Source organism: Streptomyces sp. NBC_00019, from assembly GCF_045041015.1.
Classification (GTDB): domain Bacteria; phylum Actinomycetota; class Actinomycetes; order Streptomycetales; family Streptomycetaceae; genus Streptomyces.
Map to the genome: position 1 here is coordinate 9,603,059 of NZ_CP108302.1, position 24,820 is coordinate 9,627,878.

The following is a 24,820-nucleotide window of genomic DNA, read 5'->3' on the forward strand; positions in this document are numbered from 1 at the left end:
CGGCCGGGGGTTCACTCCCGACGGTCGCCGATGGTGACCAATCCGGTGATCTTCGAGCTGGTGACGTTGTCGTAGACGACATCACCACCGGACTCCTTCCAGATCCTGACGTGGAAGGTGTCCGGGGTATCGGTGGCGGTGACCCGGAAGGCGTAGCCGTCGGCGCCGTTGACCGTGCCGGTGCCCTGGTAGACGGCCTGGGAGCCGGTGACCACGAGCCAGTCGGAGCCGGTGGAACGGAACTTGAGCTTGGCCGGACCGAAGTCGAGGGACATCTGCCCGATGGGGACGGAGGTCAGCTGCGTGTAGAAGGCGGTGAAGAAGAAGGCGGCCTTGCCGGTCAGTGTCGGCTTGGCGGGGTAGGCCCCGGCCGGCGAGGTGAAGAGGCCGGTGCCGAACGCGGGTCCGGCGGCGCGGTCGTAGACGATCAGCTCGGGGAGCGTCCTGCTGTCCGAGGCGCCTTCGTCGTCGGTGACGGTGATCACCGGCTTACGGATACCGGCCTTGCGGTAGGTGTGTTCCGCCCGGCAGCCGGACGCGGTGACCGTGCCGGCCGTCGGCGCGGTGCCGTCCTTCCAGTCGACCGTGCAGGTGTGGGTGTCACGGGTGCCCGGGTCGGTGAACTCGGCCGTGACGACCGCCCGCTTGCCCACCGACACCGGGGACTTCGGTCCCGTGGCGGAGGTGAGGGCCGGTGCCGCGTTGGCGACCTCGACGGTCGCCGTGTCGCTGCTGCGGCCGCCGGTCAGCGTCACCTTGAACGTGCCGTTGTCGGTGCAGGTGAGCGTCGTGCTCGCGGCCCCGGCGTCGGCGAAGGTGCAGGGCGCCCCCGCCTCGGCGGTCCACTTGGGGGAGCCCGCGCCGGATACCGTGCCGCTGAGCTGGATCTTGTCGCCTTCCTTGCCGGAGGCGTCCGCGCCGGCCCGGGCGATGGTGACCGGGTCGATGCTCTCCAGGGTGGGGACGACCTTCTTGATCAGGCCGTCGGCGTCGAACTCCAGCTTGTCGATGGTGGTTTCGCGGTGCATGCCGTCACCGCCGGGGATGGCGAAGCGGTGATAGACGATGTACCAGTCGTCGGTGTTCGGGACGTGGACCACCGAGTGGTGGCCGGGGCCCTTGATGCCGAGCGAGAGGTCCTTCTCCAGGATCACGCCCTGCTTGGTCCAGGGACCGGTGGGCGAGGGGCCGGTGGCGTAGGCGACCTGGTAGTTCTCGTCACGTGTGTCGTTCTCCGACCACATGAAGTAGTAGGTGCCCTTGCGCTTGACGACGAAGGAGCCCTCGTTGTAGTTGCTCGGCGTGATGTTGGTGACCTTCGAGGCGTCGAAGGAGACCATGTCGTCGTTGAGCGGGACCACATAGGCGCGGCCGTTGCCCCAGTACAGGTACGACGTGCCGTCGTCGTCGGTGAAGACGGCCGGGTCGATCATCTGGCCCGTGTAGTCACCGGCCTTCAGCAGCGGCTTGCCGAGCGCGTCCGTGAACGGGCCGGTGGGTGAGTCGGAGACCGCGACACCGATGTTCGCGTCGGCGCAGAAGTAGAAGTAGTACTTGCCGTTCCGCTCCTCCATGGCCGGCGCCCAGGCCCTGCTGTCCGCCCAGGAGACGTCCGGACCCAGGTCCAGGATGACGCCGTGGTCGGTCCAGTGGACCAGGTCCTTGGAGGAGTACGCCTTGAACTGCGTACCGCTCCAGCCCTCGAAGCCGTCGGTGGTCGGGTAGATGTAGAAGGTGTCGCCGAAGCGGACCACGTTCGGGTCGGCGTTGAGACCGGGCAGGACCGGGCTCTTCATGACCGCCGCCGAGACCGTCCAGGTGCGCTTCTTGCCGTCCGAGCCCGTGACCTCGTACGTCACCGGCTCGGTGAAGTCGTGCAGGGTGCCGGAGGCGGGGCTGATGGTCGCGCCGTGGGCGAGGGTGAACTCCGGTGCCAGAGCGGTGACATCACTGCCCGGGGTGAGCGGCAGGACGATCTTGCTGCTCTTGTCGGTGATGATCGCGTCGGTCTTCAGCGCCGGGTGGGTCGCCCCCGCGATCCCGGTGGTGTTGCCGCTGAGCTCCAGGATCTCGGCGGGCGTCAGGGCCCGGTTGTAGATCCGGAAGTCGTCGACCTCGCCGCCGAAGTACGGGTCGGGGGAGTAGAGGGACTTGCCGATGTAGCCGGAGTAGTCCTTCGCCGAGTCGTACAGCTCGGACGGCTTGGTGGTGACCCCGTTGACCCGGGCCGCCTCGGCGCCGTCCACGTAGAGGATCGCCGTCTCGGTCGCGCCGTCCAGGGTGACCGTGAGGTGCTGCCACTCACCGGCGGTGAGCCGGGAGCCGCCGATCATCTGCTTCTCACCGGACCAGGTGGCCTTGGTGATCGCGGAGAACAGCTTGCCGCCGCCGTTGGACGGGGTGGCGAACAGGTACTTGTTGCTGTCCGGGCCGAGTCCGAACAGCCACTGGAAGTTGTCGCCGCCCTTCCACTTGACGTACGTGGAGACGGTGACGCTGTTCGTGTCCTTCAGTACGCCGCCCGGGATCTTGACGTACGGCGAGCTGGAGCTGCTGTTGCCGCCGGACATCTTGAACGAGCCGCCCTCGACGCCGGTCCCGAAGTCGGGCGTACGGACGTAGGTGCCGTGGTAGCCGTGGCCGCTGGAGTCGCGGGCGATGCTGCCGCCGCTCTCGTCGAAGTCGTAGTGCAGGAGCAGGTCGGCCGGGACGTCCGGGCCCTCGGTGGAGACCGTGACCTCGGCGCTGACGTCGATCGCGGAGTCGCCCGCCAGGTCGCCCTTCACCGTGAAGGTGCCGGCCTGCGCGTACTGCGATGCGGCGACGTCCTCCCAGGTGACGGCGACGGGACGCTTCACGCCGTCCGCGGACTCGGCGATGACGGTGGCGGGCAGGACCGGGGCGTCACCGATGCGCGTGTCGACCTTGACGTCCTCGACGCTCGTGATGATCTGGTCCGGCTGGTACGTCTTGAGCAGCCGGTCGTACTCGGCCTGGGTGACCGGGAGCACCGTGCCGTGCCGGGGCTTGGACGGCAGGTCGTAGCCGGTGGACGGGGTCCAGACGCCGGAGGCCAGGTCCGTCGTCTCGAAGGGGATGTAGCCGCGTCCGCCGAACTCGTCGAGGAACGCGTACCACTTCTCCTCGGTGTTCGACTTGAACACCAACGGGCCCTCGGCCGCGCTCATCTCGCCCTTGCCGATGCCCTCGGCGACGGCGGTCCAGGAGAGGTTGCGGAGCGTGTCGCTCTTCTCCTCGAAGATGAACTTGCTGTTGGGCGTGGAGGAACTGTTGTTCCGCTCGTCCTTGGAGAGCCGGAAGTACGTGCCGTCGTGCTGGATGACCGTGGAGTCGATGACCGAGTAGCCGCGGTCGACCCAGACCTTGGGCTCGCTGAAGGTGTAGAAGTCACGGGTCGTCGCGTACATCATGCGGTTGTACGTGTCGCCGGAGTGGGCCTCGTTGTCGTACAGCTTGGAGGCCCAGAAGACGACGTACTCGCCGAGCTTCTCGTCGTAGTACGCCTCGGGGGCCCAGGTGTTGCCGGCCGAGTCGGGGGAGACCTTCACCAAACGCTGGTTGGTCCAGTTCACCAGGTCGGTGGACTCCCAGACCATGATGGACTTGCTGCCGGTGCGCTGGGAGGCGTCCCAGTCGCCGTTGCCGTAGATCCGCAGGTCGGTGGCGATCTGGTAGAACTTGTCGCCCTCGGGGGAGCGGATGATGAACGGGTCGCGCAGGCCCTTCTCGCCGAGCGTGGAGGTCAGGACCGGCTTGCCGTCGTTCAGCTCCCGCCACTTCAGCGGGTCGTTGCCCTTGCTGAGCGCGGCGTAGAGCTGCTCGCCGTCCGAGGTGCCCTCGCCGGTGAAGTAGCTGAACATGTAGCCCTTGAGGGCTTCCTTCTCGGGCAGTTCCGGCACCTTCGCGGTGAAGGCGCGGGTCGTCGTCGCGTCGCCCTTGGTGACGGTGGCGGTCAGTTCGACGGTCGCGGTGCCGTCGCCGTGCGCGGGTCGGTGGACCACGCCCTCGGCGGAGACGACGTCCGTGTTCGCGGAGGACCAGGAGACCTCGGTGCCCAAGTCGCCGTCGGCCGGGAGCGTGAGGTTGCCGCGGACGTCGTCGAGGTTGTGCACGGTCAGTGCCTCGGCGGCCTGCTTGACGGCGGTCGTGTCGTCGACGGCGGGCAGGACCGTGACCTCGAAGGTCTTGGTGGCGCTGAAGGTGCCCTTCCTCAGGGTCGCCGTCAGCGTGGCGTGACCGTCCGGCTCACCGGCGGCGGGGCGGGTCACCGCGCCGGAGTCGGAGACGACGTCGGTGTTGTCGCTCTCCCAGGTGATGGAGGAGCCGCCGGCCGTGCCGGTCTTGGGCAGTGTCAGATCGGCGGTCACCGCGCTGGTGTCGCCCAGGGTGAGGGCCGCCTTGTCGTCGGCGACGCCCTGCTCGGCGATGGGGAGGGAGAGCTGTTCGACCTCGGAGCCGGCGAGTGCGCGGTCGTAGACCCGGAAGTCACGGATCTTGCCCTTGAAGAGCTTGTCGCTGGTGTAGACCGACTTGCCTATGTAGTTGGCGGTCGTGGTGCCCGAGCCGATGGAGCCCGGGGTGGTGGTGACCGAGGTGTTGCGGCCGACCTCTACGCCGTCCTCGTACAGCACGGCCGTGGTGCCGGTCTGGGTGTAGGTGAGCTGCTTCCACACCGAGCGGGTCAGGTTGTGCGAGTCGGTGGGCCGGGTGTTCTGCTCGGTCGACCAGTTGCCGGAGGCGATGGCGGTGCGCAGCGAGTTGCCGGTGGCGAAGAGGTAGCCGTTGCCGGCGCCGCTGGTGGTGTTGCCGAAGCCGTAGATGAAGTACGGGGTGCTCTGCGACTCGTCCATCAGCACGTCCATGGAGACGCTGATCGAGTCCATGCTCTTCATGACGTCGTTCGGCACCTTGATGTAGGTGTCCGAACCGTTGAAGGCGAGGCCCTGGCCGTTGCCCGTCCAGCCGGCGGTGCCGTTGACCGTGCCGTCCCGGCCGTTGCCGGAGGCGTCGGTGACGGTGGTGCCGGAGGAGGCGTCGAGCTTGTACCAGAGAGCCAGTCCGGCGGTGACGTCCGCGGTGTCCGCCGCCTGCGCGGGGACGAGGGGTGCGGTGAGGCCCAGGAACAGCGAGGCGACGGTCAGGCCGGCGAATCGGCCCGTCCGGCGTCTCGCGCGGGTGCGCGGACGTGCGAAGTACGTCATGTGGGGTTTCCCTGCTGAGGCATGGCTGACGGGGGAGGGAAAGGCGTGGCGGAGCAGGCCGTCGACGGGGGTGGCCTCGGCGGTGGACACCCTGGCGTTTCGGCTGTGTGACGTCGTGTTGCGAGAGTGTCAAACGGGGTGTGGTGCAGCGTCAAGAGGTTTCGAACAATGTCCGACAGGTCGAACAGCGCTGTTGTGGGCCCATCGGCCGGAGTGCGGCGCCCTGTTGGGCGGGCGGCGTCGCACTCCGGGACCTGTTGACTGCCTACCGAGGAGCGTCCTCGTGCTCGTCCTGTCCCATCTGGCGGCGACGCTCCTCACGGTAGAGGTAGCGGCTCATCGCGTCCGACCCCGACTGGTCCCGAACCGCGTGGGCCCCCTGACCGCCCTGGGAGAACGACTCCACGATGCTCCCGTCGGGACCCGCGAAGTGCGGTGCGTCCTCCAGGGGATAGGGGAAGCCGGCGGTCGAGTCGACGGGAACCTCCTGCGGCGCCGCGTAGGTGATCGTGTGCGGCAGCATGATCAGCGACGTCGTGCCCGACTGCTGTCGGGACGGCCGCAACTGGACGCGGATGCCGTGCCGGTCGGCGAGCCGGCCGACCACGAACAGACCCATCTGCCGCGAGATGTTGGCGTCGACGGTCGGCGGATGGGCGAGCTTGTGGTTGATGGCGGCGAAGTCCTCGGCCGTCAGACCGATGCCGCTGTCATGGATCTCCACCATGACCCGCCCGTCGGGAAGCCGGCCCGCGGTGACGTACACCTTCATCTGCGGCGAGGAGAACGCGGTGGCGTTCTCCAGGAGTTCGGCCACCAGATGCACGAGGTCGCTCACGGCACGGCCGTGGATCTCGGCCTCCGGGACGCCCGAGAGCTCGATCCGCTCGTACTGCTCCACCTCCGAGGCGGCGGCCCGCAGCACGTCGATCAGCGCGAGCTGGGGCATCCCGTGGTGGTTGGACTCCTCGCCGGCGAGGACCAGGAGGTTCTCGCCGTTGCGGCGCATACGGGTGGCCAGATGGTCCAGGCGGAAGAGGTTGTCCAGCTGGTCCGGGTCGGCCTCATTGTTCTCCAGGTCGGTGATCAGGGCCAGTTGACCCTCGACGAGCGACTGGCTGCGTCGCGACAGGTTGGTGAAGATCGCGTTGATGTTGCCCCGCAGCGCCGCCTGCTCGGCGGCCAGCCGCACCGCCTCACGGTGCACCTGGTCGAAGGCCCGGGCGACCTCGCCGATCTCGTCGGTCGAGGTGATCGGGATCGGCGCCACCCGGGTGTCGACCCGGCCGGGAGTGGAGCGGTTGAGCTGGGAGAGCAGGGCCGGCAGCCGCTGCTCGGCGATCTGGAACGCCGAGGTGCGCAGGACACTCATCCGGCGGCTCATCGAGCGGGCCACCCCGGCGGCGATCAGGAACGCGGCGAGCACGGCGCCGAGGACCACGGCCGACAGGACGATGGCGTCCCGGCGCGCGCTGTCGGCGATGTCCTTCGCGTTGGCGAGCGCGGTGTCGCTCAGATAGACCTCGACCTGGCGGTACGCGTCGAAGGAGAGCGTGGAGGCGGCGAAGAAGGAGTCGGTGGTGATGCCCTGCTTCGCGAGATCCCCGGCCGATTTCCCCGACGCGATCTCACTGATCATCGTCGTCATGGCCGGCGGGACGACGTAGTCCTCGCCGGCCGCGTCGGCACGCGCCGCGGCCTGGGTGACCTGCTGCTCGCCCTTGATCTTCGCGGCCGCCAGCGCCTTCTTCAGCCGCGCCGTGTCCTGGCTCGTGGCGGCGCCGTCGAACTCCACCAGCGCGACCCGCTGGAGATAGGCGTAGGAGCGGAACGAGGCGAGCTGGGTGGCGAGTTCACCCTCCTTGAGCTTGCTGCGGTCCTCGGCCAGGATGTGCGTGCCGATGGCCCGGGTCAGGGACTCGGCCGCCTGCGTGAGCGAGATGGCGTACAGGGCGCGGCCGAAGCTGGCCTGGTTGTTGCTGCCGAAGCCGAGCTCGTTGGAGAGTTCCATCAGCGGGTGCTGGATCAGGTGGTACTTCTCCTCGGTCTGCACCCCGGGCAGCGCGGACGTGAACGCCGCGGCTCGGATGCCGGCGAGTTGCTTGCCGCCGCTCTGGACGACCTCGACCCTTCTCAGCAGACGCTCGGTTTGGGGCATCCGCTCCACCGTCTTGTCGAACGCGGCCCTGTCCTGATCGGTGATCTTGCGCACCTTGGCGACGACACTCGAGTCGGTGTCGCCCCGCAGCAACGGCACGACGGACAGATCACGCTCGTTGATCGCGTCACTGGCGTACTTGTTCGCCGCCTGCACCAACTCCGCGACCCGGACCGCGTCGTCGGCGCTCTGCCAGGTGTCCACGGCGCGCGTCACCCTGAATCCGCCGAGCACGAGCGTGACCACGACCGGGATCAGCAGGATGGCCCGCAGCCGCCGCGCCACCCGCCAGTTGTGGGTGAAGGAGATGCGCTTTTTGGGCCCGGTCGCTTTCGGCTGTGCAGGCTGCTCAGGCCGTTGAGGCGGTGGAGTTGGCTGAGCCACGGGAGCTCCCGCAGCTGCCTTGCGGGGCGCTGCTCGCCTTGCTTTGCTCACTCGACTACCGACCTCTCGACGACGGGTGGCCCGCGACCGCGCCCGGCTGAACGTGTCGGGCCGTTCCTGGCTGCATGTGTGCGGGGTCCGATCACTGCTCCTTTGAACCGTTACGGATATGAAGCGCTCCGTGTTCAGACCATGACAGAGGCCTCGTCCCGTGGCCGACATCCGTCGACACGGGACGAGGCCTCCGCGATCACCGGCTCACCGGGTCCATGCGGTCAGCGGCGCGTCCGCGTTGTTGGTGACCCGGACCGGTACGGCTCCCCACCACCGCCGTACCGTCTTGGTCTCGCCCGGCGACAGCGGAAGCCACTCGGGGTCCGCGCCCAGGACGGTCTGCACACGCGCCTCACCGTACGAGGAACCGTCGTTGCGCACGCTCAGCTGCGTCGAGCCCCAGAACCAGGTCGGGAAGACGGTGCTGTCGTCACGGTTCGGCAGCCGCACCTCCGCCCCCTGAGCCCCGACGAGCAGCGACGCACGGTGGGCGGCGGCACCGGCGTCGGAGTCCGCCGTGGCGGTGTCGCCCGCGGCCCCCGCCCGGTCCCGGTCGACCCGGTTCGCGGACACCGCGTCGGCCGTCAGTCCGATGGAACGGGCGATCACTTCCGCCAGGCCCATCAGCGCGAGTTGGACCATTCCCTTGTTCATGGCTTCTCCTGCGGGATCGGTGTGAACCACTCCGCGAGCTGGTCTCACGGACGGCAGGGCGTCATGGTGGCGACCCCGGACCAGCGGCTGCCTGAGGCAGAAGTCCTGGCTCTGTCGGGCAGGTTGCCCGAGGAGCCCGGCCGGATGCGGCAGCTCACGCGTCTTGTCGGACCCCGCTTCGGATCTTGGACGAACGCTTCCCCTGCGCTGCATCAGCGCTGGATCTGCCCTTGCCGACCCCCCAGCGAGAGTGGCAGCACGTCACAGCAGTCTCATGCGCTTCGGTACGACGCCCACGCATCAAGGGCGCACCGTGCGTGCAGGCTGGAGGGGAACAGAAACCATGGGCATCACCGGATATCCGCAGCGCAGAACCATCGTCACCGGCGGGCTGGCGGCCACCGCCGCCCTGTTGACCGGTTGTTCGTCGTCCAGCGGTGCCGAGCCGACCGTACGGGTCGGAGCCGCAGGGGCGGCATCCACGCCGTCACCGGCCGCCGGCGCACGGCCGGACTCGCCCTCGGGCGCCCTCACCCGGCTGATGCAGGGGAACCGGCGCTGGGTGAAGGGCGCGCTGCTCCACCCCGACCAGGACCCCCGCCGCCGCGAGGCCGTCGCCGAGGAGCAGAAGCCGTACGCCGTCGTCCTGTCCTGCATCGACTCCCGGGTGCCGCCGGAGCTCGTCTTCGACACCGGCATAGGCGACCTGTTCGTCATACGCACCGGCGGTCAGGTGGTCGCACCGGTCGTCACCGGCTCCGTCGAGTACGGACCCCTCACGGCGGGAACCCCGCTGATCGTCGTCCTGGGCCACCAGCGCTGCGGTGCCATCAAGGCGGCGTACAAGGCGATGCACGACCGTACGACGCTGCCTGGCAACCTTCAGGCGATCTCCGAGTCCCTGCGCACCGTGTACGAGGCGACCGTCGCGCAGAGGGCCGCCGACCCGGTCGACGCCATGATCCGTATCCACGCCAGGCAGGCCGCCGCCACACTGCGCTCCAACACCTCGCTGTCGCCGCTCGCGCAGGCGATGAACGACCGGCAGCCCGCGCCGATTATGTTGAGGACATGACGAACCTTCACCATCCGCGCCTGTCCGGGCTGGGCCGGAACCCGGCAGCCTCCGAGGGCGTCCTGGTGCGGCTCGCGGCTCACAGGGCCGGCCGGCACGGGATGTCGATGCGACGGGGGCCGGTGACGGATGCGGTGGTCGAGGCGCTGTTGGAGCACGACGACGGCGACGTCATGACCACCCTCCGCGCGGAGCAGATCTCCCCGGCCATGCGCCGCAGGATCGCCACGCATCCGAATCCCGCGATCCGCGACGCCCGCGCGGACTTCATCCACCATCTCGTGGAGTTCGGGACGACGGTCGTTCTCAGAGACCTGGAGGAGATCTACGGTCAACCCCTGGCCTCGCTGGTCGCGGCGCCCGATCCCAAACTGCGCGCCGCGATCGCGGGCTCCTGGTACGACCGGCCGGCCGAGGTGCAGACGGTACTGCTCGCCGACCCGGATCCGGAGGTGCGCGCGGCGGCCACCCAGCACAAGCAACCGGGCGTGCCGGCCGAGTGGCGGGACCGCTGTCTCGCCGACCCCGCCGTGCGAGCCAACGTGGCGTGGTACGTCCCGCTCACCTGGGACCAGTTCACCGAGCTCATGCGGACCGGCGACGAGGACATCCAGCGGGCCGTGGCCGCCAATCCCCACCTCACCGCCGACATGGTGGCCCAACTCCTGGACATCGAGGACCCGTTGGTGCGGGTCGCGGTGGCGCAGAGCCGCCATGTCGACGACGCCACGCGCGACCGGCTGTACGCACTCGTGGAAGCCCGGCGTGCGGACGGCGACATCGACGCAAAGGTGGCATTGAGCTGGAGCTTCACCGAACCGGACTGGATGCGCGAAGCACCCCTCGACGAGCGTCTGAGCTATCTGGACAGCCCGCACACGGTATTCCGGCGCGTACTCGCCGGCAGCCGCGACCTGCCCGAGGAGGCATGGCTCCGGCTGGACAACGACCCGGAGTTGTCGGTCCGCCGCACCGCCGCCCGCCGACCGGACGCACCACCGGACGTCCTTGAACGGCTGGTACGCGCCCACGGCGACGTCTTCCACCACCGCCCCCTGCTCGTCGAGCACCCCAACTTCCCCCGCCACACGCTGCGCACGTTCGTCGACGAACCGACCCCGAACGTGCGTTACGTCGCCCTCCAGGACCCCGAACTGCCCGTGCCGGCGCTCCAGGAACTCGCCGCGGCCGAGGAGCCATTCCTGCGCCGCGGGGTCGCCCGTCACCCCAACATCACGGACGCACTGCTGGACCGACTGCTGTCGGACCCCGACCCGAACGTGGCCGACGACGCCGCGGCCAACCCGGCCCTGCGGCCCGCCCGTATGAACCGCATCCTCACGGAGGCCGACCTGTGACCCCGGACGCCACGAGCCGCTCCGCGACCGAGCCGGCGGTGCAGTGCTCCATGTTCCAGGCCACGACCGGGCCGCTGGTCTCGATGGCCCTGCTCTCCCTGGACCTCGACGAGGTGGCACGGCGACTGAGCCTGACCATCGAGGAGTCATGGGACGGACACGGAGCCGTGCGCGCCGCGTTCTTCACCCTCGCCGGAACGGACTTCGTCGTCACCCATCACGAAGGTGATCCGCCGCGAACGTACGTCTGGGTCAGGAAGTCCGGCCCCGTCGACCCGGCCGCACGCACCGGCATTCTCCTGACGGCACTCGGCGTCGGCATGGAGGTGGTGTCCTACTCCACCTGGGGCATCGGCACCGACCTCTCCCGCATCCCGGCCGCCTGGCGCCGGTTCAGACACCGACCGGTCGACTCGCACCAGAGGTTCTGGGAGAGCTTCCGGGATCGCATGGGGATGTACGTCGGCCGCGTCACCTACGAGGGGGTGACGGCGTACCTCGACGGCTACGACCATGCCAGCGGCGGGGTGCTGCTGAACGGTCTTCGGGAGTGGCTCGCGGCCACGTACGGGGTGGGCGAGAACCTCATGTGGGCGGCGCAGGTCGTCCAGGTCGTCTTCCCCGAGGGCCGGCCGGACTCACCGTGGTCGAAGGACGAGCACACCCGTGCCGTCGAAGGCCTCGTCGCCCTGCTGGAGGAGTTCTTCCACCACCTCCAGGACCCCGCCGACGCCCCGCCACGGACCAGCTGACACACAGACCTCACAAGCGCGGCCGGCCGGGAGTATCCGTACCGTTTGCGGCTTGCGTGCGGGACGATCACCATGAGGGGCAGGTGGCCCATGGATCCCGTGACCTCGCGCAGATGGCTGCGCTTCCTCGCCTTCGCCGCGGCAGGGCTCTGCACGCTGGTCGTCACGGTGGCGGCCACAGCCCGTGACACGGTCGTCTCCGCGGCGTTCCACCAGTCCGTCCTGGACGAGGAATCGGCGTACGACCGGCTCTACGACCAGGTCCTGGTCGACCCGAGGGCGGCCGTCGTGACCCGGAACCTCCTGGCCGGGCTGCCGGTCCCGGAAGCCGTGCTCACATCCAACGTCAAGCTGGTCCTTCCTCCGGAGACGGCCCGGGAACTCACCCATGAGCAGATCGACGCCGTGGTCGGATACCTCAACGGCGACCGGAGCAGCCTCGTCCTGACCGTCGATCTGCGCCCGGTGCTGACCAACATCAACGACCTGGCGCAGATCTACTTCGGGGACCTGGTCGCCGCCGTGCAGAACCGTCCCGAGCCGGACTTCGATGCCTTCTCGACCGACCTGTCCGCCGCGCTGAAGGACGTGGTGGCCGGACGCGTCCCCGGCACACTGCCCGCTCTGCCGCTCTCCGAGGAACAGGCGTCCAAGGCGGCCGACCGCGTCCTGAGCACTCTGCCCGAGCAGGACAGGGCGGCGCTGCGCGACGACATCGAAGTGGCCCTGGCCGACGGGGACATCGCCACCGCCCTGGCCGCCGTGGCACCGGTCGCGGTGTCGGAGCGCACCACCGACGCGACCGCCTGCGCGACCATCCGACCGACGTCGTCACGCTGATCGTCCAGGACGCGATCAGCGGCGAGGACACCGCGAAAGCGATCGCGCAAGCCGGACTGTCCGACCTGGTGTACACACCGGACCCGGATCCCGCGGAGCCCTGGCCGACGCTGGGCGACATGATCGACAGCGGCCGTCGGCTCGTCGTCTTCGCCGAGCAGGCGGACGGCCCGGAAGCGTGGTACCGCAACTTCTACCGCTACGGCATGGAGACCCCCTTCGCGTTCCGCAGCCCCGACGAGATGAGCTGCGTCCCCCACCGGGGCGGCACCGGCAAACGCCTGTTCCTCCTCAACCACTTCATCACCGCCAACGGCGGCAGCCGACTCGACGCGGGCAAGGTCAACGCCCGCCAGTACGTGCTCGACCGCGTCCAACTCTGCGAACGGGAGCGAGGCAGCCCCGTGAACTTCATCGCGATCGACTACACGACGATCGGCGACGCTCGCGCCGCCGTGGACGCCCTGAACGCCCGCCGGGACTGAGCCGCCGTGCAGCGCCTCGATCGGTCACCGTGCAATTCCGTCTGACAGCCGGTCGATCTCGGCGAGCATGCGGTCCACTTGCGGACGCACCTGCGCCCGCAACGCGTCACTCCAACGCTCCTCGGAGTAGGGGCAGTTGAGGTAGAGCTGCTTGGTGTGTGCGAGGGCGGCGCGATGCTCGGGCGGGAGCCGGGCGAGGGCCCAGTCGGCGGCGGTGTCCTTCGACGTGATCCGGCCGGTGGCGAGCGTGGTCCAGATGCGGGCGAAGGTCAGCAGGACGTTGCGGGTGTCGCCGTCCAGATCGTCGAGCAGGCCGGGGATACCCGCCACGCTCGCCCGGACCAGGTCCCTCCGCGGGACCGGGTCGAGGACCCGCGCCGGGCTCGGGCCGGTGAGAGGGCGGTCGCCGGTCAGCACCATGGTGATCAGCAGGGCCAGATCGGGCATGGGCTCCGGCTGGGGGACCTCCCCGGCCTCGTACTCCGCGCGCAGCCACTCGCCGTAGAGGAAGTCGATGGTCGGCGGGTACCGCCATGGCCGGACCTCGGACTGGACGACCACGGTGAGCTCGACCGGGCGGGCCTTGTCGCCGGAGCCGGAGATCCGCAGCAGTCCGTCGAGGAGTGCCCGTCGATCCCGCGCGTCCATGTGCCGCCGGGAGACGACCAGCACGTCCACGTCGCTGGCCGGCCTGAGCCCGCCGAGCACGGAGGAACCGTGGAGGTAGGCGCCGATGACATCGTCACCCAGCACAGCGCCGACCAACCCCACGATCTGCTGAACCTGGTTCACCGCGTCAGCGTCTCCTGTCCCTCCTGCGAATCGCACGGAAATATCTGTCGGACGCGGCGGCGGAATACATCTGACGGCTCCGCCCTTGATCGTGCTGTGGGAGAGGAGCAGCACTCGTGAGTGACTGGGACTTGGCCGAGACATTCCGCAGCACGTCGGGGGAGGTGCGCTGGGGCAGCCTCGGCCCACCCGGCCGGGACCCGGTCGTGCTGCTGCACGGCACGCCCTTCTCGTCGTACGTCTGGCGCTCCGTGGCCCGCGCGCTGGCCCGCGACCACCAGGTGTTCGTGTGGGACATGCCCGGCTACGGCACATCGGAGAAGTCCACCGGCCAGGACGTCTCCCTGGCCTCACAGGGCAGGGTCTTCGCCGAACTCCTCGCGCACTGGGGCCTCGACGAACCCCTCGTGGTCGCCCATGACTTCGGCGGTGCCGTCAGTCTGCGAGCGCATCTGCTGCACGGAGCCCGCTACCGTGCGCTCGCCCTGGTCGATCCGGTCGCACTGGCCCCGTGGGGTTCGCCGTTCTTCCGGCTCGTCGGCGAACACTCGGCGGTCTTCGAACAACTGCCGCCCGCACTGCACCGGGCCCTGGTACGCGAATACGTCAGCTCGGCCAGCAGCCCCGGCCTGCACCCGGCCGTCCTCGACCGACTGGTCCGGCCCTGGCTCGGCGACCCCGGCCAGGCGGCCTTCTACCGGCAGATCGCCCAGGCGACCCAGCACCACACCGACGAGATCCAGGACCGGTACGCCGACATCACCATCCCCACGCTGATCTGCTGGGGCGAGGACGACACCTGGATCCCCCCGGAGAAGGGACGCGAGCTCGCCGCCCGCATCCCGGGCGCACGCCTGGAACCGTTCGCCGGCGCGGGCCACCTGGTCCAGGAAGACACGCCTGCCGAACTCACGGCTGCTCTCGCGGCCTTCCTCCAGCAGCACGGCGAAGCACGCTAGTCGGCGGGCATCGGGAAGAGCATGCAGCTGCTCGTGGCGTGGGCCAGCAGGCGCTCCTCGCTGTCGATCAGCCTGGCCTCGGCGAGCGCGGTCTGCCGGCCTCGGCTGACGACCGTACCGATGGCCCGGACCCGGCCCGTGTCGACGGTGATCCGCTTGAGGAACTTCACGGTCAGATCGAGCGAGGTGTACCCCATGCCGACCGGGAGCGTGGACTGCACGGCGCACCCTGCCGCCGAGTCGAGCAGGGTGGCGTAGACGCCGCCGTGCACGCTGCCGATCGGGTTGTAGTGCTCCTCGCCCGGGGTGATCGAGAACGCGACCCTGCCCTCGTCCACCTCGTCGAGGGTGAAGTCGAGGGTGGCCGCGACGGGAGCCGCGGGCAGGCGGCCGGCCTGTACCTCACGCAGGAACTCCAGGCCTGAGGCGCGCCCCACGGCGGCGGCGGTGATCGCGGGGTCGTCCCACTCGTAGGTGCGTATGCGTCCCATGTTCCGGCGTCCTCCCAGCTGACTTCGTCGATTGAAGCTAGCGGGGCTCTCCTGGACTGTCAAAGGCCGGAGAGAAGGGGGCGCTGTCCGCGTTCGCGGAGGTACGCCTCCAGCTCCGCGGCCCCGGTCAGCATCGCCCGCCCGCGGGCGGACAGCCGGCCGTGCCAGTCGCGCAGGGTGGCCTCCAGCGGCTTCGGCCCGCCGGCCGCCCGTACCTGGGCGATCAGCGGGGCGATCTGCTCCAGCAGGTAGCCGCCGCGCCGGAGTTGGTGGGCGAGCCGGGCGTCCCGTACGTCGGTCTCGTCGTAGACGCGATACCCGGTCCGTGGATCGCGGCGCGGGTGCAGCAGCCCGGCGCGCTCCCATTTGCGCAGCGTCGCGGGGCGGATGCCGAGTTGGTCCGCCAGCACTCCGATGAACCCACCGTCGGACCGGGCCGCCTCGTAGGGCTCGGGCGTGGGCTCCAGGTCGCGCAGGGCGCGCTCCACGGCCTGGAGCGTGTGCCGGTCGTCGAGGAGCTGGGCGTGGCTCTCGTCGATGAGGCGCATCGCCTCATCGGTCGCGTCCTCGTTCACCGCCCGCATGATCGCTGTCGCCGTCTGGTGGCCGTGCCCGGGCACCAGGGCGAGGAACGCCTGCAGAGCCCGCGCGTGCAGCGGGGTGTAGGTGCGGTAGCCGTGCGGAGTGCGACCGGCGGGCGGAAGGATGCCCGCCTCCTCGTAGTTCCTGACCGCCTGGGTGGACAGACCGTGCCCGCGGGCCAGGTCGACCGGCCTGAGCCGCCCATTGGTTTGAAGGTTTTGTCCCATGACCCTGCTGATATCGAGCGAAAGTTTCAACCGAAAGTTCAACGATAGCGTTGAAGGTATGGCTACTGACTTCAAGGACACCGTCCATGCCGTCGAGGCCGCGGCCGTCATGGGGCTGCTCCCGACCCGGCCGCGGGTGCTCGCCCTGGGGGAGCCCACCCATGGCGAGGACGTGCTGCTCGACCTGCGCAACGACGTCTTCCAGCAGCTCGTAGAGGAGGAGGGCTACCGGACGATCACGATCGAGAGCGACTGCCTGAGAGGCCTGGTCGTGGACGAGTACGTCACCACGGGCACGGGCACCCTCGACGAGGTCATGGAGCACGGGTTCAGCCACGGCTTGGGCGCCTCCGCGGCCAACCGCGAACTCGTGCGCTGGATGCGCGCCTACAACGACGGCCGGCCTGTGTCCGAGCGGCTGCGCTTCGCCGGCTTCGACGGCCCGCTGGAGATCACCGGGGCCGAAAGCCCCCGGCAGGCCCTCACAGCACTTCACGGCTATCTGTCGGCCCAGGTCGACGCGGACCAGCTCCCGTGCACCGCGGAGACACTCGACCGCCTGCTCGGCGCCGACGACCGATGGACCGACCCCGCCGCGATGACGGACCCGGCCCGGTCCGTGGGGCAGTCGACCGAGGCCGGTCAACTGCGGCTGCTCGCCGACGACCTGGTGGCACTCCTCGACGCGCACACCCCGCACCTGATCCAGGCGACCTCGCGGGACGACTGGGACCGGGCGCGCCTGTACGGGCGTACCGGCACCGGCCTGCTGCGCTACCACTTCTGGATGGCCGACACCTCACCGAGCCGCATGACCCGGCTGCTGGGTCTGCGGGACTCGATGATGGCCGACAACCTGCTCGCCCTCGCCGAGCGCACCCCGGTGCTGGTCTTCGCCCACAACGCCCATCTCCAGCGGGAGAAGAGCTCGATGCGCATGTGGGACCACCCCCTGCTGGAGTGGTGGAGTGCCGGCGCGATCGTGAGCGCCCGCCTGGGTGAGGAGTACGCCGTCCTGGCCACGGCCCTCGGCACGATCCGGCACCAGGGCGTGGACACCCCGCCGCCGGACACCGTCGAAGGGCTCCTGTACGCGCTTCCGGAGGACCGCTGCGTCATCGACCCCGCCCGCCTGGCCACCACCCTCGTCGACACATGGCCTGCCCACCGGGTGTCCCCGTACTACGGCTACGCCTCGTTCGACCCGGCGCACCTGGCCGCGACCGACGGGATCGTGTTCATCAAGGACGTCCCCCAGGCCTAGCTCCTGCGTCGCGCCGCCGGGGCTCGGGCGGACTTCGATGTCAGGCGGACTTCGATGTCAGTCCGTACGCGCGCGAAGGCGTCGCAGCATGCGTGGGTCCGTGAAGCCGACCGAGCGGGCGGCCGCGTCGACGGTGGCGCCGTGGCTGATGAGGTGCTGGGCGCGTTCGAGGCGGAGGGTCTGCTGGTAGCGGAGGGGGGTGAGGCCGGTGGCGCGGGTGAAGAGAGGCGGGTGAGGGTGCGTTCGCTGACGCCGACGGCCGTGGCCAGGGCGGGCAGGGGCAGTGGCTCGTCGAAGCGGGTGTCGATGACGTCCTGGGCGTGGTGCACGGTGTCGTCGAGATGGGAGCGGTGCCGGAACATCGCGCTGGACTGCGACTCATGGCCGTTGCGGCGGGCGTAGACGACCATGTCCCGGGCGACCTGGGCCGCGACGGCGGGGCCGTGCCGGCCGGCGACCAGATGCAGGGCCAGGTCGATGCCGCTGGCGATGCCGGCCGAGGTGATCACGCGGTCGTCGGAGGTGAACAGGACGTCGCGGACGACGAGCGCGCCGGGGTGGCGTACGGCCAGTTCGTCCTGCACGTCGTGATGGGTGGTGCAGCGCCGACCCCTGAGCAGCCCGGCCCGCCCGAGCGCCTCCGCCCCGGCGCAGACACTGGCCACCGTCCCGCCCTTGGCGTGGTGGTCTCGCAGGACCTGGAGGGAGGCCTCGCCGACGGCGGGCGAGTCGGCCAGGGTGACGGCACACCAGCCGGGCACCACGATCAGGTCCTGGGGTCCGAGCTCGGGCCAGTCGAGGCCGGCCACCAGCGGCAGCCCCTGGGCGGTCGGGACCTGTGGCTGCTCGGCGACGTAGGTGAGGGTGTAGGGGTGCCCGAAATCGGCGGCCGTGGAGAAGACCTGCGCGGGGCCGGCCAGGTCCAGCAGGTGGACTCCGGGCACCAGGAAGAAGACGACGTGACTCACGATTCGGTCATCATGCCGGAAGGTCGGCTGCGGCTTCCAGCTCGTCGACCGTGGCGATGGTGGCGAAGCGTCCGGCGAGGGCGTATTCGGTACGGCGGATGACCTCCTCGGCGGGCAGGGTGCGGGGGTCGGCGAGCAGTGCGGCGACGCTCCGGTCCTCGGGGGCGTCGCGGTGCGGGATGGGGTTGGTGGCGGTCGCGTCGACGACGAAGGTGACCTGGTATCCGAGGTCGCTCCCGACGCGGGCGGTGGTCTCCACGCACTGCTCGGTGCGGATGCCGCACACAGTGAGCTCGCGGATGCCGCGCTCGGTGAGGAGTTGCTGCAGGTTGGTGGTGGTGAAGGCGTTGTGCGAGGTCTTGTGGATCAGGGGCTCGTCGTCCGTCGGCTGCTCGACCTCCTCCAGCAGCCGCACCTGGCCCAGGGCCGGGTCGAAGACGTCGCCGGTGCCGGGCTCGGAGTGCAGCACCCACACCACCTGGTCCCCGGCCCGGCGGGCGAGCCGGACCAGGCGGTTCACCTTGTCGGCGATCTTAGGGTCGGAAATGGTCTCCCACAGCGGCCGGGCGCGGAAGGACTCCTGGACGTCGATGACGATCAGTGCTCGGGTCATGTGCCCATCCTGATCCGCGCGGGTGGGCCGACGACAGGCCGCATCGGGTCCGGCAGCGGACCGATCCGGTCATCATCGACGCCTCCGGGACTCCGGTGGGACAGGAGTGGTCGCGCTCTCCGCTTCTTCGATGTGCTCGGCGAGTCTCGCGATTCTCGTTCTCTTCGTGGTGATGGCGCGGGTGAGCAGACGCAGGTGGGTGGAGGACTCGGGCACGGTGGCCTCGAGCTCCGCGAGCCGCCGCTGTTCCACGGCCAGTTGGGTTCTGAGGCGTGAGGCGGGGTCGGCGGGTGGGGGAGGGGCGGGCGCGTTGAAGACGACGTTGTACCGAGGGTGCTCGGCGCGGACGGCCTGGCGCTCAGCTGCCTCCGGGTCGTCGGGATAGTCGATCCGGATGGCGATGACGAGTGATCTCCAGGGCTGTTCGCGCAGGTGGGTGCGGATCCGGGTGAGCGGGCAGATCGTGATCCCGACGTAGAGCAGGCCCTCGGGGCCGTACAGCCGATACAGGGCGGTGCGACCCGCGGTGTGCAGACTGCCTTCCTCGTCGAAGAGGCTGCGCAGGAACTGTGCGTCGACATCGGCCATGACGGGGCCCTACCTTCCCCTCGCCCTGCCTCCACGGTGGCATGAGGGTCTGACAACGCGACGCTCCCGAAGCCGGGCTCTCGAATCGGCGGACGTCGACTTCGATACAGGCGTGCTCGGATGTCGAATGCGCCGCTTCCCGATCGACGTGAGAGTGAAGGCACCACCCCAGGACTCGAGGAGCACCCCATCGTGACCGTCACCGCTGATCTGGCCATGTCCCTCGACGGCTACATCGCCGGCCCCAACGTCACTCTCGACAACCCGGGCGGCGACGGTGCCGAGCCGCTCTTCGAGTGGATCCACAACCTGGCGAGCTGGCGGGAGCGCCAGGGGATGAGCGGTGGGGAGGAGAACCGGGATTCCGAGCTGATGCGTGAGTGGTTCGATGCCACCGGAGCCGTGGTCATGGGGCGGATCATGTACGACACCGGCGAGGAGTTCTGGGGCGACAACCCGCCCTTCAGGACCCCGGTGTTCGTACTGACCCACCGGCCCCGGCCGACCCTGGTCAAGCAGGGCGGCACCACCTTCACGTTCGTCAGCGAAGGCATCCACAGCGCCCTCCAGCAGGCGAAGGCCGCCGCGGGGGAGAGGAACGTCGACATCGCGGGCGGTGCGAGCACGGTGCGGCAGTACCTCGATGCGGGACTCGTCGACGAGCTCCAGTTGCATGTGGTGCCGGCGCTTCTGGGAGACGGGCTGCGGCTCTTCGGCGGGCTGGAGTCAGGCCGGCGGCTCGAAGTGGCCCGGGTCGTCGACACCCCGCTCGCCACCCACCTGAAGTACCGCTTCGTGAAGTGACCCGGCACGGTCGAGTACGGGCCTAGGATCCCGATACATCGGATGAGTTGGCGGTGTATCGGAGCAGCTCAGGCGCACCTTGAGGCTCATCTCCCTCTGTCTGCTTCAGTGATGGCCGAATTCCGTCATTGTAAAGGTTCTTGACAGTTGCATGGCGCATGCCTACGTTCCCCGATACACCCGATGTATCGATGATCCCTCAGACCCGGAGGACGACGATGACCTCGCAGTCGGGGAAGACCTCACCCATGCCCCGCAGAGCCGTACTCGGCACGGCCCTGGGCGGCGCGGCAGCCGCGGCCCTGCCCGGCACGGCCCACGCCGAACAACCCCAACGGTCCGAGCAGTCCGGCGGTGACGGCTTGGCCGCCGAGCAGGAACGCCGCCCCTGGAAACTCCGCGACACCATGACCACCGACCGCGCCTGGGAAGGCTTCCTCCGCGGTCAGGACCTGCTCTGGAGCAAGCTGCCCACCCTCTGGTACGAGGGCCCCTTCCTCGGCGACGGCCTGCTCGGCACCATGGTCTACCAGGAGCCGAACACCCAGCACATCCGCTTCACCGTCCAGCACGGCCGTGTCCAGGACCACCGGCCCGAGTTCGGCAGCGGCTGGGGCACCGCCCGCCTGCCGGTCGGACATCTCACCCTCGAACCGGTCGGCACCATCACGGCCGTCGACTGGCGACTGAGCCTGTGGAACGCCGAACTCACCGGAACGGTCACCACCACCGCAGGCACCCTCACCCTCTCCGCCCTCATCCACGACGAGGTCCTCGCCGTCCGTGTGACGGCCGACGGCGACGAAGAGCCCACCTGGACGTTCCACCCCGAGGAGGCCATCAGCCCCCGGAAGATCCAGGAGGCCCCGCCCGCCGGCTACACCCCCAACCCGCCCTGGACCACCCGGACCACCGCCGACGGCACCGAACAGACACTCCAGCCCCTCACCGGCGGCGGCCAGACCGCGACCTCCCACCGCCGCACCGGGGACGACCTGCTGCTCAGCGTCGGCCACAGCTTCCCCTCCGGCACCGCCGCCGAGGCCGACTCCCTGCGCAACCTCCGGCGCGCCCCGTCCTACGACGTCCTCAGGCGACGGCACATCCGCTGGTGGCACGCGTTCTACCGCAAGAGCTTCGTCTCGTTCCCCGATCAGCGGTTGCAGAGCTTCCACTGGATCCAGCTCTACAAAGTCGCCTCCGCCAGCCGCGCGGGCGGCCCCGTCATGGCCACCTCCGGTCCATGGCTGGAGCCGACACCGTGGCCCGCGGTCTGGTGGAACCTCAACGTCCAACTGGAGTACTGGCTCATCCACGGCTCCAACCACCTGGAACTCGACGCGCTCGCCACCACCCTGCGCCAGAGCCAGGAACAGCTCATCGCCAACGTGCCCGCCGCCTACCGCTCCGACAGCTCCGGCGTCGGCCGCAGCTCCGACATGTTCGCCAACCGCGGTGTGGGCATGCCCGGCACCGGCGCCGAGACCGGCGATCTGACCTGGGCGCTGCACAACGTCTGGCTGTCGTACCGGCACACCATGGACACGTCGCTGCTGCGCGACACGATCTACCCGGTACTGCGCCGGGCCATCAACTACTACCTGCACTTCCTCACCCCGGGCAGCGACGGCAGGCTCCACCTGCCGAGCACCCTCTCGCCCGAATACCCCGTGGTGCCGCCCCAGGACACCAACTACGACCTGGCGCTCATCCGCTGGGGCTGCCAGACGCTCATCGAGTCCGCCGAACTGCTCGGCGTCGACGACGAGTCGGCCCCACGCTGGCAGGAGGTGCTGGCCCGGCTCACGCCGTACCCGGTCGACGGCAACGGCTTCATGATCGGTGCCGACACCCCGTACGCCCAGTCCCACCGCCACTACTCGCACCTGCTGATGGTGTACCCGCTGTACCTCGTCAACTGGGACCAGCCCGAACACCGGGACCTCATCACGAAGTCGGTGGTCCGCTGGCACGCGCTGGCCGGAGCCCACCGCGGCTACAGCTACACCGGCGCCGCGTCGATCTACGCGATGACCGGGGACGGCGACACCGCGATCGCCTACCTGCGCAAGTTCCTCGACACCAGCACCCGCTACCCCTGCCGGCCCAACACGCACTACACCGAGGCCGGTCCGGTGATCGAGACGCCGCTGTCCGCCTCGCAGTCCCTGCACGACATGTTCTGTCAGAGCTGGGGCGGCGTCATCCGCGTCTTCCCCGCCGTCCCGTCCACCTGGCAGGACCTCACCCTGCACGACTTCCGCACCCAAGGCGCCTTTCTGGTCAGCGCAGTTCGCAAGGCCGGGACCACTCGGTTCATCCGGATCAAGAGCCTGGCGGGCGAGCCGCTCAAGCTCCGCCATGGCCTCGCCGGAACCCTCACCGTGCTCCTCGACGACGGCACCCCGGCCCACACCGAGGACCTGGGCGACGGCACCCTCGCCATCGACCTGCCCAAGGGCCGCGAGGTACTCATCCACCCCGGCCGCCGCCCCGACCTCGTCATCGAGCCCGTCGCCATCAGCGAACCGGGCCCGGCCTGGGGACTGCCGTAGCCGACGCAGCGCTCACCTCACCTCACCTCACCTCGCCCTCACCTCGTCAACAGGGAGGATTCTCATGGCGGTTCCGATCAGGACCGCGGCTGCCGCGCTGTGCGCCGGCCTGGTGGCCACCCTTCTCACGACGGTTCCCGCGCGGGCCGAACAACGCGAGCACACCTGGACCGTGTCCGGCCCCGGGCGGGCCGCGACGCACGCACCCCACGCGCGGGTATCCCTGGACGACACGACCGGCACGGTCAGCCTCTCCGTGACCCGCGACCGCCGTACCGTCATCGAGCCGTCACCCGTCGGCATCGTCACCGAACAGGCCGACCTCTCCAAGGACTTGAGCTTCCTGCACCGCAAGGACCGCCTCGTGGACGAGCGGTACCGGACCAAGTCCGGCAAACGGCTGGAACGCCGGGCCCTCATGAACGAAACGCGCCTGTCGTTCGCCACACCCACGGGCGCCCGGCTCGACCTCGTCGTCCGCGCCTCCGCCGACGGCGTCGCCTATCGGTACGTCCTGCCCGCCGGCCTCGGTGACGTCCTCGCCGAGACCTCCGCGTTCCGCCTTCCGCAGGACGCGACCGCCTGGCTCAGCACCTACCGGGTCGACAACGAAGGCCAGTTCGCCCAGTACACCGCGGCGACGGCCCCCACCAACGACTACTCGCCCCAGGCTCTGTTCGCCACGGACGGCGGCTACACGCTCCTCGCCGAGTCCGACCTCACCGGCACCTACTCGGGCGCCCGCCTCGCCCACGACCAAGGCGCCGGAACGTACCGGATCAAGCTCGCCGACGACCGAGTCCGGACCACCGGCCCCCTCGCCACCCCCTGGCGTGCCATGGTCACCGGCGATCTCGCCACCGTCACCGGCTCCACCTTCACCGACGACCTGGCGCCCGCCTCCAAGGTCACCGACACCAGCTGGATCCGACCCGGCACCGTCCTGTGGACCTGGCTCGCCGGCGGCCGCACCGCCGGCCAGAGCCTCACCGCGCAGAAGGCCTACGTCGACTACGCCGCCGAACGCGGCTGGCCCTACGAGGCAGTCGACGCGGGCTGGTACTTCAAGTCCGACGAGTGGGACACCACCGACCCGAACTGGCAGACCACGAGCTGGATGCCCGAACTCGTCGACCACGCGCGGGCCAAGGGCGTCGGCATCATCGTCTGGATCCACCAACGCGACCTCGACACCCCCGAGGAACGCGCCCAGTGGCTCCCCACGCTGGAACGCTGGGGAGTCGAGGGAGTCAAGATCGACTTCATGGACTCCGAGGCGCAGTCCATGCTCCAGTGGTACGACGCCATCCTCAAGGAGACCGCCGCCCACCACCTCATGGTCGACTTCCACGGCTCCACCGTCCCCAAGGGCATGCAACGCACCTGGCCCCAGGTCATGACCCTGGAAGGCGTCGCAGGCGAGGAGAAGCGCACCAACACCGCCGCCCACCTCACCACCCTGCCCTTCACCCGCAACGTCATCGGCTCCATGGACTTCACCCCCGGCGCCTTCCAACGCGTCGGTCTGCGCCCCAACTCCGACGCCGCCGAGACCGGACTCGCCGTCGTCTACGAGTCGGGCCTGCAGATGTACGCCGGCACACCGGAGTCGTACGACGAACGACCCCTCGCCCGCGACTTCTACGACCAACTGCCCGCCGCCTGGGACGACACCCGACTGCTCGCAGGCGGCCCCGGTCGGGAGGCCGTTCTCGCCCGCCGCGACGGCGACCGCTGGTTCCTGGGCGGGGTGTACTCCGGTACCGCCCGCACCGCCGAAGTGCCGCTGGCGATCGGCGCCGGACGATGGCTGGTCGAGACGATCCGTGACGGCGCCGACGGACTCGTCCAGGACCGTACGGTCCTGCGCGGCGGCGACACGCTCGACATAGACGTCACCGACAACGGTGGCTTCGCGGGCATCGCCTGCCGGTGGAGTCCGGGCATCTCCACCTGCCACCGCTAGCCGCCCCAACTCCCCGCTGGAAGGCCAGA

The 24,820-nt window shown here is 69.6% G+C and carries 17 protein-coding genes and 2 pseudogenes; 10 read left to right on the forward strand and 9 right to left on the reverse strand.

Going from position 1 to position 24,820, the window contains the following annotated elements:
* Positions 1 to 11 precede the first annotated feature (11 nt).
* The 3 genes from OHU89_RS44635 to OHU89_RS44645 form a co-directional block, all read right to left on the reverse strand.
* Positions 12 to 5,222 (reverse strand): family 43 glycosylhydrolase, encoded by a 5,211-nt coding sequence (locus OHU89_RS44635; protein WP_405651354.1) that lies wholly within the window; start codon positions 5,220 to 5,222, stop codon positions 12 to 14.
* 265 nt (positions 5,223 to 5,487) lie between these two features.
* Complete coding sequence (locus tag OHU89_RS44640) at positions 5,488 to 7,665, reverse strand: nitrate- and nitrite sensing domain-containing protein (RefSeq protein WP_405654920.1); 2,178 nt, start codon at positions 7,663 to 7,665, stop codon at positions 5,488 to 5,490.
* Between the two features lie 357 nt (positions 7,666 to 8,022).
* The gene (locus tag OHU89_RS44645) at positions 8,023 to 8,472 is read right to left on the reverse strand and encodes a hypothetical protein (protein WP_405651357.1); all 450 of its coding nucleotides are present in this window, start codon (positions 8,470 to 8,472) and stop codon (positions 8,023 to 8,025) included.
* Positions 8,473 to 8,815: 343 nt separating this feature from the next.
* Here OHU89_RS44645 and OHU89_RS44650 point away from each other — a divergent pair, with 343 nt between their 5' ends.
* The 5 genes and pseudogenes from OHU89_RS44650 to OHU89_RS44670 all read left to right on the forward strand — a co-directional run.
* A complete protein-coding gene (locus OHU89_RS44650) occupies positions 8,816 to 9,547 on the forward strand; it encodes a carbonic anhydrase (RefSeq protein WP_405651360.1) in 732 nt (243 codons plus the stop codon).
* Complete coding sequence (locus OHU89_RS44655) at positions 9,544 to 10,905, forward strand: hypothetical protein (protein WP_405651363.1); 1,362 nt, start codon at positions 9,544 to 9,546, stop codon at positions 10,903 to 10,905. The genes OHU89_RS44650 and OHU89_RS44655 overlap by 4 nt, the downstream gene beginning before the upstream one ends.
* Positions 10,902 to 11,657 carry a hypothetical protein gene (locus OHU89_RS44660; RefSeq protein ID WP_405651366.1) on the forward strand — a complete coding sequence of 252 codons (756 nt, stop codon included), beginning with the start codon at positions 10,902 to 10,904 and terminating at the stop codon, positions 11,655 to 11,657. The genes OHU89_RS44655 and OHU89_RS44660 overlap by 4 nt, the downstream gene beginning before the upstream one ends.
* Positions 11,658 to 11,756: 99 nt before the next feature.
* Positions 11,757 to 12,497: a hypothetical protein gene (locus OHU89_RS44665; RefSeq protein ID WP_405651369.1), complete on the forward strand. Its 741-nt coding sequence runs from the start codon at positions 11,757 to 11,759 to the stop codon at positions 12,495 to 12,497.
* Positions 12,458 to 12,982: pseudogene (locus OHU89_RS44670) on the forward strand (hypothetical protein); the annotation flags it as partial. The gene OHU89_RS44665 and the pseudogene OHU89_RS44670, both read left to right, overlap by 40 nt.
* Positions 12,983 to 13,006: 24 nt before the next feature.
* On the opposite strand, the gene OHU89_RS44675 reads toward OHU89_RS44670, so the two are convergent.
* On the reverse strand, positions 13,007 to 13,774 hold the full coding sequence (locus tag OHU89_RS44675; RefSeq protein WP_405651372.1) for an aminoglycoside adenylyltransferase family protein: 768 nt from the start codon (positions 13,772 to 13,774) through the stop codon (positions 13,007 to 13,009).
* A 116-nt stretch (positions 13,775 to 13,890) separates the two neighbouring features.
* On the opposite strand from OHU89_RS44675, the gene OHU89_RS44680 reads away from it, so the two are divergent.
* Positions 13,891 to 14,733, forward strand: coding sequence for an alpha/beta fold hydrolase (locus OHU89_RS44680; RefSeq protein WP_405651375.1), 843 nt, complete (start codon positions 13,891 to 13,893; stop codon positions 14,731 to 14,733).
* Here OHU89_RS44680 and OHU89_RS44685 read toward each other — a convergent pair.
* The gene (locus OHU89_RS44685) at positions 14,730 to 15,224 is read right to left on the reverse strand and encodes a PaaI family thioesterase (RefSeq protein WP_266884055.1); all 495 of its coding nucleotides are present in this window, start codon (positions 15,222 to 15,224) and stop codon (positions 14,730 to 14,732) included. The genes OHU89_RS44680 and OHU89_RS44685 overlap by 4 nt on opposite strands.
* A gap of 59 nt (positions 15,225 to 15,283) precedes the next feature.
* Positions 15,284 to 16,033 carry a TioE family transcriptional regulator gene (locus OHU89_RS44690; RefSeq protein WP_405651378.1) on the reverse strand — a complete coding sequence of 250 codons (750 nt, stop codon included), beginning with the start codon at positions 16,031 to 16,033 and terminating at the stop codon, positions 15,284 to 15,286.
* Positions 16,034 to 16,091: 58 nt separating this feature from the next.
* On the opposite strand from OHU89_RS44690, the gene OHU89_RS44695 reads away from it, so the two are divergent.
* A complete protein-coding gene (locus OHU89_RS44695; RefSeq protein WP_405651381.1) occupies positions 16,092 to 17,297 on the forward strand; it encodes an erythromycin esterase family protein in 1,206 nt (401 codons plus the stop codon).
* Positions 17,298 to 17,354: 57 nt separating this feature from the next.
* Here the strand turns inward: OHU89_RS44695 and OHU89_RS44700 are convergent.
* The 3 genes and pseudogenes from OHU89_RS44700 to OHU89_RS44710 all read right to left on the reverse strand — a co-directional run bounded on the left by OHU89_RS44700 (position 17,355) and on the right by OHU89_RS44710 (position 19,466).
* Positions 17,355 to 18,265 (reverse strand): annotated as a pseudogene (locus OHU89_RS44700) (GlxA family transcriptional regulator).
* 10 nt (positions 18,266 to 18,275) lie between these two features.
* Positions 18,276 to 18,878, reverse strand: coding sequence for an isochorismatase family protein (locus tag OHU89_RS44705; RefSeq protein WP_405651384.1), 603 nt, complete (start codon positions 18,876 to 18,878; stop codon positions 18,276 to 18,278).
* A 72-nt stretch (positions 18,879 to 18,950) separates the two neighbouring features.
* Positions 18,951 to 19,466 carry a GIY-YIG nuclease family protein gene (locus OHU89_RS44710; protein WP_405651387.1) on the reverse strand — a complete coding sequence of 172 codons (516 nt, stop codon included), beginning with the start codon at positions 19,464 to 19,466 and terminating at the stop codon, positions 18,951 to 18,953.
* 192 nt (positions 19,467 to 19,658) lie between these two features.
* Between OHU89_RS44710 and OHU89_RS44715 the strand changes: the two genes are divergently transcribed.
* The 3 genes from OHU89_RS44715 to OHU89_RS44725 all read left to right on the forward strand — a co-directional run bounded on the left by OHU89_RS44715 (position 19,659) and on the right by OHU89_RS44725 (position 24,791).
* Positions 19,659 to 20,270, forward strand: a complete 612-nt coding sequence (locus tag OHU89_RS44715) for a dihydrofolate reductase family protein (protein ID WP_405651390.1) — start codon at positions 19,659 to 19,661, stop codon at positions 20,268 to 20,270.
* Positions 20,271 to 20,488: 218 nt separating this feature from the next.
* On the forward strand, positions 20,489 to 22,825 hold the full coding sequence (locus tag OHU89_RS44720) for a glycosyl hydrolase family 95 catalytic domain-containing protein (RefSeq protein ID WP_405651393.1): 2,337 nt from the start codon (positions 20,489 to 20,491) through the stop codon (positions 22,823 to 22,825).
* Positions 22,826 to 22,889: 64 nt separating this feature from the next.
* Positions 22,890 to 24,791: a glycoside hydrolase family 97 catalytic domain-containing protein gene (locus OHU89_RS44725; RefSeq protein WP_405651398.1), complete on the forward strand. Its 1,902-nt coding sequence runs from the start codon at positions 22,890 to 22,892 to the stop codon at positions 24,789 to 24,791.
* Positions 24,792 to 24,820: the final 29 nt, after the last annotated feature.

Coding starts and splice junctions, on each gene's coding strand:
- OHU89_RS44695 (WP_405651381.1), top strand. CDS start 16,092: ATGGCTACTGACTTCAAGGACACCGTCCATGCCGTCGAGGCCGCGGCC.
- OHU89_RS44650 (WP_405651360.1), top strand. CDS start 8,816: ATGGGCATCACCGGATATCCGCAGCGCAGAACCATCGTCACCGGCGGG.
- OHU89_RS44690 (WP_405651378.1), bottom strand. CDS start 16,033: ATGGGACAAAACCTTCAAACCAATGGGCGGCTCAGGCCGGTCGACCTG.
- OHU89_RS44645 (WP_405651357.1), bottom strand. CDS start 8,472: ATGAACAAGGGAATGGTCCAACTCGCGCTGATGGGCCTGGCGGAAGTG.
- OHU89_RS44705 (WP_405651384.1), bottom strand. CDS start 18,878: ATGACCCGAGCACTGATCGTCATCGACGTCCAGGAGTCCTTCCGCGCC.
- OHU89_RS44685 (WP_266884055.1), bottom strand. CDS start 15,224: ATGGGACGCATACGCACCTACGAGTGGGACGACCCCGCGATCACCGCC.
- OHU89_RS44635 (WP_405651354.1), bottom strand. CDS start 5,222: ATGACGTACTTCGCACGTCCGCGCACCCGCGCGAGACGCCGGACGGGC.
- OHU89_RS44725 (WP_405651398.1), top strand. CDS start 22,890: ATGGCGGTTCCGATCAGGACCGCGGCTGCCGCGCTGTGCGCCGGCCTG.
- OHU89_RS44655 (WP_405651363.1), top strand. CDS start 9,544: ATGACGAACCTTCACCATCCGCGCCTGTCCGGGCTGGGCCGGAACCCG.
- OHU89_RS44720 (WP_405651393.1), top strand. CDS start 20,489: ATGACCTCGCAGTCGGGGAAGACCTCACCCATGCCCCGCAGAGCCGTA.
- OHU89_RS44710 (WP_405651387.1), bottom strand. CDS start 19,466: ATGGCCGATGTCGACGCACAGTTCCTGCGCAGCCTCTTCGACGAGGAA.